The sequence below is a fragment of the Bradyrhizobium sp. P2_E8 genome (assembly GCF_056403875.1).
This window is the reverse complement of sequence record NZ_JBFUES010000296.1, coordinates 1-7,600: the sequence shown is the minus strand read 5'-3', so window position 1 is coordinate 7,600 and position 7,600 is coordinate 1. Positions and strand designations below refer to the sequence as shown.

Here is a 7,600-nt window from a genome sequence, read left to right as displayed (position 1 = left end):
CTCAAGGGTCTGCCAGTGAAGGTGATCGTGCCGCAGGAGGGAGCGCCCTATGCCCAGATGGATCTCGCGATCCTGAAGAACGCCCCGCATGCCAATGCGGCACGCCTCTTCATGCAGCATTTCCTCAACCTCGACTCCCAGGCGCTTTACGCCAACGCCTGGATGCTTCCGGTCGTGAAGGGCGCGGCCGAGCGCGCCGATCCTGACGCGCAGCCTTATGCCAACGCCAGGCTGATGGGCATGGCGAAATTGTCCGAACGGCCGGACATGATGTCGCTGGCCAAGAAACTTTACCCCTGAGGCGCTGGCAGATGGCTCTTTCGGCCGACGACCGCATAGCCGATATCGTAACAGCGCGGTCGCGGCTACCTCACGTGCGGCGATTCCTCAACGGCGCGCCGGCCAGCCGCATCGTCGGGCTGACGCTGCTTGCGCTCGTTCTCGCCTTTCTGTCGGTCTACCCGCTGTCGATGCTGCTCTATGGGAGCCTGCATTCGACGCCGCCGGGCGTTGCCGGCGTCTTCACGCTCGACGGCTACCGCGACATCGCTTCGCAGCAAAATCTGCTCACGCTGCTCAATACCGTCGGCATCGCGCTGGCCAAGACGATCCCGTCGCTGATCCTGGCCGTCCTGCTCGCCTGGATTCTGGCGAGGACTGACACGCCGTTTCGCGGAACGCTGGAGGTACTGGTCACGCTGCCGTTCTTCATTCCGCCGATCCTCACCGCGATGGCCTGGGGCATGCTGGGCAATCCGCAGGTCGGACTGTTGAACCAGCTCTACCAGTGGATCACCGGATCGACCGCGTCGCCGATCAACGTCTATTCCTATGGCGGCGTCGTCTGGCACATGATGCAGTATTCGGTGCCGTTTCTCTTCCTGCTGATCGTCGACGCCTTTCGGGCGATGGACCCGAGCCTTGAGGAAGCCGCGCGGATGTGCGGCGCGACCCGCTTGCGGACCTTCTACACCGTCACGCTTCAACTGATGCTGCCGGCGCTGACGGGGGCCGCGATCCTCAGCTTCATCAGGGGAATCGAGAATTTCGAGTCACCGCTGTTCTTCGGCTCGCCTGCCGGCATCCACGTCATCACGACTGATATCTACGACTCCATCAACCAGCGCTCGCCACCGCAATATCAATATGCCACCGCGATAAGCTTCGTGATCATGGCGCTGATGTTCCTGATCATCTTKATGCAGTGGCGCATCCTGCGCGGCCGCAGTTTCCAGACCGTGACGGGGAAGGGCTATTCGCCCGCGGTCATGAAGCTCGGCAGATGGCGCTGGGCGACGTTCGCCTTTTGCGCGCTGTTCTTCGCCGTCACGGTGGTGCTGCCGGTGAGCCAGCTTCTGATCGGATCCTTCTTCAAGTTCTTCGGCTTCTACGAATGGGAGATGCTGACGCTCGAGCATTATCAGGCGGTAGCGGGCAGCAGTGAGTTCTGGCGGGCCTTTGGCAATACCATGCTGTTGGGTTTTGTCGGCGCTACGCTGACCATGCTGCTCGGCGGTATCGTCGCCTATGTCTCGGTCAGGACCAAATGGCGCGGACGTCGTCTGATCGACGCAATGGCGTGGTTGCCCTGGATGATGCCGGGCATTGTGCTGGGCGTGGGCTTCCTGTGGGGATTCGCGCTGCTGCCCCATGCCATTCCGATCTATGGGACCATCTGGGCACTGCTGCTCGCCTACATCTCGCTCGGAACGCCGCTCTCGGTGCGCGTCATGTCCAGCGCCTACGGTCAGTTGTCCTACGACCTCGAGGAATGCTCGCGCGTGCACGGGGCGGGCTGGCTGCAGACGATGTGGCGCATCATGATCGCGCTGGTCTGGCCCTCCTTTGCGGTGGGCTGGGTCCTGATCTTCTTCGGAATCATGCGCGAGTTGAGCGCCTCGGTGTTGCTCTATTCCGTTGGCTCGGAAGTTCTGTCGGTCGTGCTCCTGAAACTCTGGGCCAACGGCAGCGCGGAACAGGTGAGCGTGATCGGTCTCATCATGATGGCCATGGTGATCGTTTTCAGATGGGTGCAGCTCCGCGTCATCAAGCGATGGATTGGCGCCTTGTGACTGGATTGGGTGTCTGATGTCAAATGTCGTCCTGGAGAAAGTCAGCCGGAAGTTCGGCGAGTTCGCGGCCGTGAACGAGATTGATCTTCGCGTCGCTGAAGGCGAGTTCGTGACGCTGCTCGGGCCGTCCGGCTGCGGCAAGACAACCACTTTGCGGATGGTCGCAGGCCTTGAACAGAATACCAGTGGCCGGATCAGCCTCGGGAACGAGGTGGTCAGCGACGCGGCTTCGGGCGTGTTCGTTCCATCGGAGCGGCGGCGCCTCGGTATGGTTTTCCAGTCCTACGCGATCTGGCCGCATATGACGGTTTTCGAGAACGTTGCATATCCATTGCGGGTGCGCCGTCGTCCCTTGGCCGAAATCCGGGATCTGGTTTCAAAGTCGTTGCGTCTCGTCGAAATGGAAGGCTTCTCCGAGCGCCCTGCGCCGGCTCTGTCGGGCGGTCAGCAACAACGCGTAGCCATTGCGCGGGCGCTTGTGTTCGAGCCGAAGGTGCTTCTTCTCGACGAGCCGCTGAGTAATCTCGACGCCAAGTTGCGGTTGCAGATGGGCGACGAGTTCCGCGCGATCCAGCGACGGCTCGGCATGACGACCCTGTATGTCACGCATGACCAGTCGGAGGCGATGGCGCTGTCCGACCGCGTGGTCGTGATGGATCGGGGACGAATCCAGCAGGTTGGTGCCCCCGAGGACATTTACCGCTACCCGGCCAATCGCACGGTCGCGGGATTCTTCGGCAACCCGAATCTCCTTGACGCCAGTGTGGAGGCATGCGCGCGCCTGGAGGGAGGTCGGGTTCAGCTTGATGTCGTCGGGCACGGTTGGCAGGGCCGATGCGAGGCTGCAACCGAAGTGCAGCCGGGACAAACCGTCACGGTGATGGTGCGGCCGGAAGACATCAGGATTGCGCCCGCCGGCACCGACAAGGATGGGCTGCGATGGTCGGGCCGGATCGCCCACACGATCTTCCGTGGCCCGACAAGGTCGATCGTGGTGGAGATCGAGGACGGTCGCCTCAATGTTGATGCTCCCGCCTTTGGCGGCTATTCGGTCGGCGACAATGTGACGGTGGTCGTTCCTCGGCACGCGGCTTGGGCCGTCGGGTAATCATGTTCAAGACGGACGCGATTGTAACCAATCTCGCAAACCACCTATCGTGCGAAATCCGTCCGCCGCGTAGCAGCGGACGGAGGGAAGGAAAGCCTGCATCATCTCGGCGAGTGCATGCCCTGGACCGAGATCCAGCACCCTGCTGACGCCGAGCTCCGCAAGCGCTTCCAGCGTCGCCGACCAGTCGATCGGGCGCGCCACCTGGCAGGCGAGCTTTGCTGTTGCATTGCTGGCAGAGAAGATGCGCTCGCCGTCGCCTCCGGCGAGCAAGACTCGCTGATTTGCGATGGCGGAGCGTGTGCTGGCGTCGAGCATCAGTTGGAAGGGGCGGCAGGCCTGTTCGAGCTGCCGCGTGTGCGACGCGATTCTCACGGCGAGAAGACCTGTGCGCATGGCGCCTTGTCGGGTCGCTTCCTGGCAGAGGTCGATCACGTCCTGCTCGGCGCCTCCGACGACAACGAGACGATCGGGGTTCCTTATCGCGATCTCGCAGCGATGCTTTCCGAGCAGGCGTTCGAGCGCGGCCGGGTCGAGCCCGCGGACATAGCCGAGACGGCCGTCGGGTCCGGCGACGCTGTCCATCAGGCGCGCGCGAACAGCCGTTAGTCGCAAGGCTTCATCGGCGGTCCATATCCCTGCAATGCTCCAGGCGGTCATCTCGCCGACGCTGTAGCCGGTGACGGCCGTAGCTTCGGTCAGGAGATCGGCAATGCAGGCATGGATCGCGAGCGTCGATGTGACGGTCAGGATCTGGCTGACATGGTTGGCGGACAGCTCGTCTGCGCTGTGCGTCCGGACGAACTCCCGTGGATCCTCGCCGAGACACGCGGCCGCCGCGGTGAAAACGGGCTCTGCGGCAGGCTGATCGGCGGCCAGATCGAAGATCTTGTCCGAGAGGGTGCCTTGTCCACCGCAGAGCAGGGCGAGCATCAGGGGTCCAGCCGATCGACGAAGAGGGCCATGGCCAGCAGATCCGCCGAGCCGCCGGGACTGAGATTGCGTGCTACGAACGCGTGATGAATGTCGATGGCTCGCTCGCGCCAGCCGCGACGTCCGACGCCACCGTCGCCAAGGAATGCAGATGCGCTGGCCTGCGCGAAGTGCAATCCCTCCTCCCCGCCGCGATGCAGGAGGTTGGTGTCGGTGACATCGGCGATGAGCGTCATGCAGGTCTGAACGCGGACCGCTTCTTCATCGCAAGGCGCGAGCTTTCGTGCAGCCTGCAGGGCGGGCAGGGCGATCTCGTACACCGATGGGAACCCGCACGCCGCTTCCGCCCTGGCGCCTCCGGCACCGTAACGCCGCGAGGCCATGGCGCCGTGGCTGCGCAAGGATATGGGACCCGAAAGGATGTCTTCGCCCCAGCGCTGCGACACCAGATCGCCGAGCGATTTGCGAATGCCGAGCGCACCGCGATATCCGGCCGCGGCGCAGAGCAGACCCAGTCCGAAGATCGCGCCGCGATGCGTGTTGACGCCTCCGGTTTCCGCGAGCATGGCGCGCTCTGCGGCGACCCCGATCGCGCGCAGGCGGCTCATGCCGGCGCCTTCGGCTCCGGCAAGCGCCAGATCGCGGAGGAATGGCCTCAAGGTGTCGGCGCTGCGGCACAAGAGCTCGGCGTCCATGTCGCTGTGCGCGCCATTGTCGACATGGCTGACGAGCCCCGGCTTCGGATGGGTTTCAACTTCGAGCTTCAGGCAAAGCGACGCCAGATCACCGAGCTGCTCCGCATCGAGCGCGTTGGCAGGTGTCGATTGCCATCTCAGCGCGACGTTCACGACGGATTCCCCGACAGAAATGCGGCGCGCGTCGTGCTGATGACGCCGGCGGGGCCTTTCACGAGGACTTCATCCTCGTCAGCTCCGATCAGCTCGCGCCATTGGACCCCTCCCGTGCGACCAACGATCTCGCCGTCCAGCCGCATCGGAGCCTGCTTCGCGATCCGGCCGATGTCCGACGGCAGAGTGCCGGCGTGCCTTGCCGGCGACAGCGGCCAGAGCAGATCGAGGTCCGAACTGTCGGAAAGATAGGGCAGGCCGGTGAGGTGCTGCCAGGCCAGGCTGCCGAAGGTGAGGGTCTCCGGCAGAAGCTGGAGCAGCAGGCCGATCGTCTCCTGCCAGTGTGCAGGCGCCGCGGCGGCCGCATCGGCCAAGGTTGGCGGCGCAGCGGATGCGATGATGTCGCCGGGCCCGAGCGCGAGCGCGATGCGCCGTTTGCCGTGGCTGGGCGGCAGCGGCAGGCCGAGCGGAATCATGCCGGCGGCATCGCTGCACGATGGCCGGCGAACGATGAGGGGATGGCCAGCGCGCGCCCAGCCGTCGATGATCGGTTCGCGGGCGAGTTCGGGATGGCGGCTCATCACGGCAGCCCATCCGGCTACAGATGCCTTCACCATCGTGTGACGTGCGAGCGCTTCAGCCATGTTGCGCTTCCTGCTGCGATACCGCGGCGAGCGCGACGACCCGATCGGCGATCTCGGCCGACTTCCGGCGTCCGCCACGCTCTGCGCCTAGCCGGCCACGATCATCCTGTCCTGCAGGCCGCTCCAGCACGGCCGCAAGCTGCGGCGCCAGGGGCGAGGTTTCATCCCAGACGACGTGAATGCCGCCGGTCTGCACCATATTGTCGAGCCCGGGCGCGAACACGGGCGTCGCTTCCGCCTTGGCCTTCAGCACGTCGATCGAAAGCTTGGTGACCCGCGCCATCGACGGCAGATCCATCACGGCGGGATGCGCGCCGGGGAGTGCCACCAGCGTACCGGTTGCAAGAGCAGTGGCGATGAACGCACCGGCCGCGCTGCCGCCATAGAGCAGGCCGACGGTGCGATGTCCCTCGGCTTCCGCCATTAGCAGGGCCTTGGCAAGATGCGACAGATACTCGCTGAGGCCCAGCAGCTCGTCGCGCTTGCTCATGCGCTGGCTGGCAGAATCCACCAGGACCAGGATCGGCGCACGGTCGCCTGACTTGACGATATCGATCACGCGCCCCGCGAGCACAATGGCTTCGTTCGCGCCGAGGGGCCGTCCTCGCGTGATGCCGAGTAGGTGGATCAGTCCTCCGTCAGGCAGGATCGCCCTTCCAGCAACTATTGAGCCGATGGCCTCGATGTCGTGGCCGTTCGGGAACAGGCCGGCCAGGATATCATCGAGCGTCATCGGCGTTCTCCCTTCTCTTTGCCGCGCGCAGAAACGCGTCGGTCGGAAGCGCGGGGATCTCGGTCGGCGCGTCGATACCAAGCGTCTGCCAGATATCGACGGCGTCCTCGGCTTCGCCGAAACGCTGCAGCCGACGCTCCAGGCGATTCTGCTCGGCTTCGAGAACGTTGGTGTCGCAGCCACGCTTGATCTTGAGCGCGTCGATCGCCGCCTGGCGAAACGCCAGCGCCTCGTCGTCGACGAACGTGTCGGCGCCGCCGATGAGATAGCGGTGCTTGCCGCCCATGGTGCGCCACACCAGCGCGCGGTCGCGCGAGTCGAACTCCTCGATGCCTCTGTTGGTCTCGATCACTTCGGGGCCGCTGACGCTGATCCGGCCCTGCTCGGACACGATCAGGCGCGAGCAGGTGCCGGCGATCAGGCTGCCGCCGCCATAGCATCCGGCGCGGCCGCCAATCAGTCCGACGACGCTGAGCCCCGTACGCCGCACCTCGATCACCGCGCGCATGATTTCTGCGATCGCGAGCTCGCCGGCATTGGCTTCCTGAAGCCGCACGCCGCCGGTGTCGAACAGGATCAGCACGTCCTGACGAAGGGCGCGCGCGGCGCGCAATAGCCCCGTGAGCTTGGCGCCGTGGACTTCGCCGAAGGCGCCGCCCATGAAGCGTCCTTCCTGCGCGGCAACGAGCACCGGCGATCCCTGCAGGCGGCCACGGCCGACGACGATGCCGTCGTCGAACTGCTCCGGCAGGTCGAAGATCGAAAGATGCGGGCTGATCTCGCGCAGCTCGGGTCCGATGTATTCGCAAAAGCTGCCGGCATCGACCAGCGCGTCGATGCGCTGCCGGGCGCTCGCCTCGTACCAGCTCAGCGAAACATTGTTGGCTGCGACCTGTGTCATCGTCCCGGCTCCTCGATCTTGCGGACGCCTTGCGCAAGGCGCAGCGCGACCGTGTCCGGCCGGGCTCCGCCGTCATTTATGGAGATGCGCAGGCCGCCGGCAGGGCGGCGGGCGACGAAATCGCGGACCACGGCGTCCCACACTGCGCCGAAGCCGTGGGCTGCGGTTGCGATCTCGATCGTGCATGTGTCGGCTGGCGAGGTGCGTTCCAGCAGGACCTCGAGATTGCCGGAGGCGACGACGCCGACGATCGCCTGCGCGCGGGAGCCGCCGGCGGATCTGGCTGCGGTCAGTCTGAAGTTGAGCTTTTCCATGCAAAATTCCTCACCAGTTGCGGAAGCGGCTGGGCGGACGGTAGAGG

Annotated in this window: 8 protein-coding genes and 1 pseudogene; 3 read left to right on the top strand and 6 right to left on the bottom strand. The window is 65.0% G+C overall.

The features are described from left to right. The 3 genes and pseudogenes from AC1D00_RS17950 to AC1D00_RS17940 all read left to right on the top strand — a co-directional run. A pseudogene (locus AC1D00_RS17950) lies at positions 1 to 300 on the top strand (iron ABC transporter substrate-binding protein); the annotation flags it as partial. Between the two features lie 74 nt (positions 301 to 374). Then, the gene (locus tag AC1D00_RS17945; RefSeq protein ID WP_477011571.1) at positions 375 to 2,072 is read left to right on the top strand and encodes an ABC transporter permease; all 1,698 of its coding nucleotides are present in this window, start codon (positions 375 to 377) and stop codon (positions 2,070 to 2,072) included. 16 nt (positions 2,073 to 2,088) lie between these two features. Continuing rightward, positions 2,089 to 3,180 carry an ABC transporter ATP-binding protein gene (locus AC1D00_RS17940; RefSeq protein ID WP_404557356.1) on the top strand — a complete coding sequence of 364 codons (1,092 nt, stop codon included), beginning with the start codon at positions 2,089 to 2,091 and terminating at the stop codon, positions 3,178 to 3,180. Positions 3,181 to 3,186: 6 nt separating this feature from the next. On the opposite strand, the gene AC1D00_RS17935 is transcribed toward AC1D00_RS17940, so the two are convergent. The 6 genes from AC1D00_RS17935 to mdcC are packed head-to-tail and all read right to left on the bottom strand — an operon-like array spanning position 3,187 to position 7,553. Continuing rightward, complete coding sequence (locus AC1D00_RS17935; protein ID WP_477011570.1) at positions 3,187 to 4,113, bottom strand: acyltransferase domain-containing protein; 927 nt, start codon at positions 4,111 to 4,113, stop codon at positions 3,187 to 3,189. Beyond that, positions 4,113 to 4,961: a triphosphoribosyl-dephospho-CoA synthase MdcB gene (mdcB, locus tag AC1D00_RS17930; RefSeq protein WP_477011569.1), complete on the bottom strand. Its 849-nt coding sequence runs from the start codon at positions 4,959 to 4,961 to the stop codon at positions 4,113 to 4,115. Before mdcB ends, AC1D00_RS17935 begins: the two co-directional genes overlap by 1 nt. Beyond that, a complete protein-coding gene (gene mdcG / locus AC1D00_RS17925) occupies positions 4,958 to 5,605 on the bottom strand; it encodes a malonate decarboxylase holo-[acyl-carrier-protein] synthase (protein WP_477011568.1) in 648 nt (215 codons plus the stop codon). Before mdcG ends, mdcB begins: the two co-directional genes overlap by 4 nt. Further along, entirely contained in the window at positions 5,598 to 6,338 is a 741-nt protein-coding gene (mdcE, locus tag AC1D00_RS17920) for a biotin-independent malonate decarboxylase subunit gamma (RefSeq protein ID WP_477011567.1), read from the bottom strand. Before mdcE ends, mdcG begins: the two co-directional genes overlap by 8 nt. Further along, positions 6,325 to 7,239, bottom strand: coding sequence for a biotin-independent malonate decarboxylase subunit beta (locus AC1D00_RS17915; protein ID WP_477011566.1), 915 nt, complete (start codon positions 7,237 to 7,239; stop codon positions 6,325 to 6,327). Before AC1D00_RS17915 ends, mdcE begins: the two co-directional genes overlap by 14 nt. Beyond that, positions 7,236 to 7,553, bottom strand: coding sequence for a malonate decarboxylase acyl carrier protein (gene mdcC / locus AC1D00_RS17910; RefSeq protein WP_477011565.1), 318 nt, complete (start codon positions 7,551 to 7,553; stop codon positions 7,236 to 7,238). The genes AC1D00_RS17915 and mdcC overlap by 4 nt, the downstream gene beginning before the upstream one ends. Positions 7,554 to 7,600: the final 47 nt, after the last annotated feature.

Bases quoted from the DNA above. Each gene is read 5' to 3' on its own strand.
- AC1D00_RS17940 (WP_404557356.1), top strand. From the start codon at position 2,089: ATGTCAAATGTCGTCCTGGAGAAAGTCAGCCGGAAGTTCGGCGAGTTC.
- AC1D00_RS17935 (WP_477011570.1), bottom strand. From the start codon at position 4,113: ATGCTCGCCCTGCTCTGCGGTGGACAAGGCACCCTCTCGGACAAGATC.
- mdcG (WP_477011568.1), bottom strand. From the start codon at position 5,605: ATGGCTGAAGCGCTCGCACGTCACACGATGGTGAAGGCATCTGTAGCC.
- mdcE (WP_477011567.1), bottom strand. From the start codon at position 6,338: ATGACGCTCGATGATATCCTGGCCGGCCTGTTCCCGAACGGCCACGAC.
- AC1D00_RS17915 (WP_477011566.1), bottom strand. From the start codon at position 7,239: ATGACACAGGTCGCAGCCAACAATGTTTCGCTGAGCTGGTACGAGGCG.
- mdcC (WP_477011565.1), bottom strand. From the start codon at position 7,553: ATGGAAAAGCTCAACTTCAGACTGACCGCAGCCAGATCCGCCGGCGGC.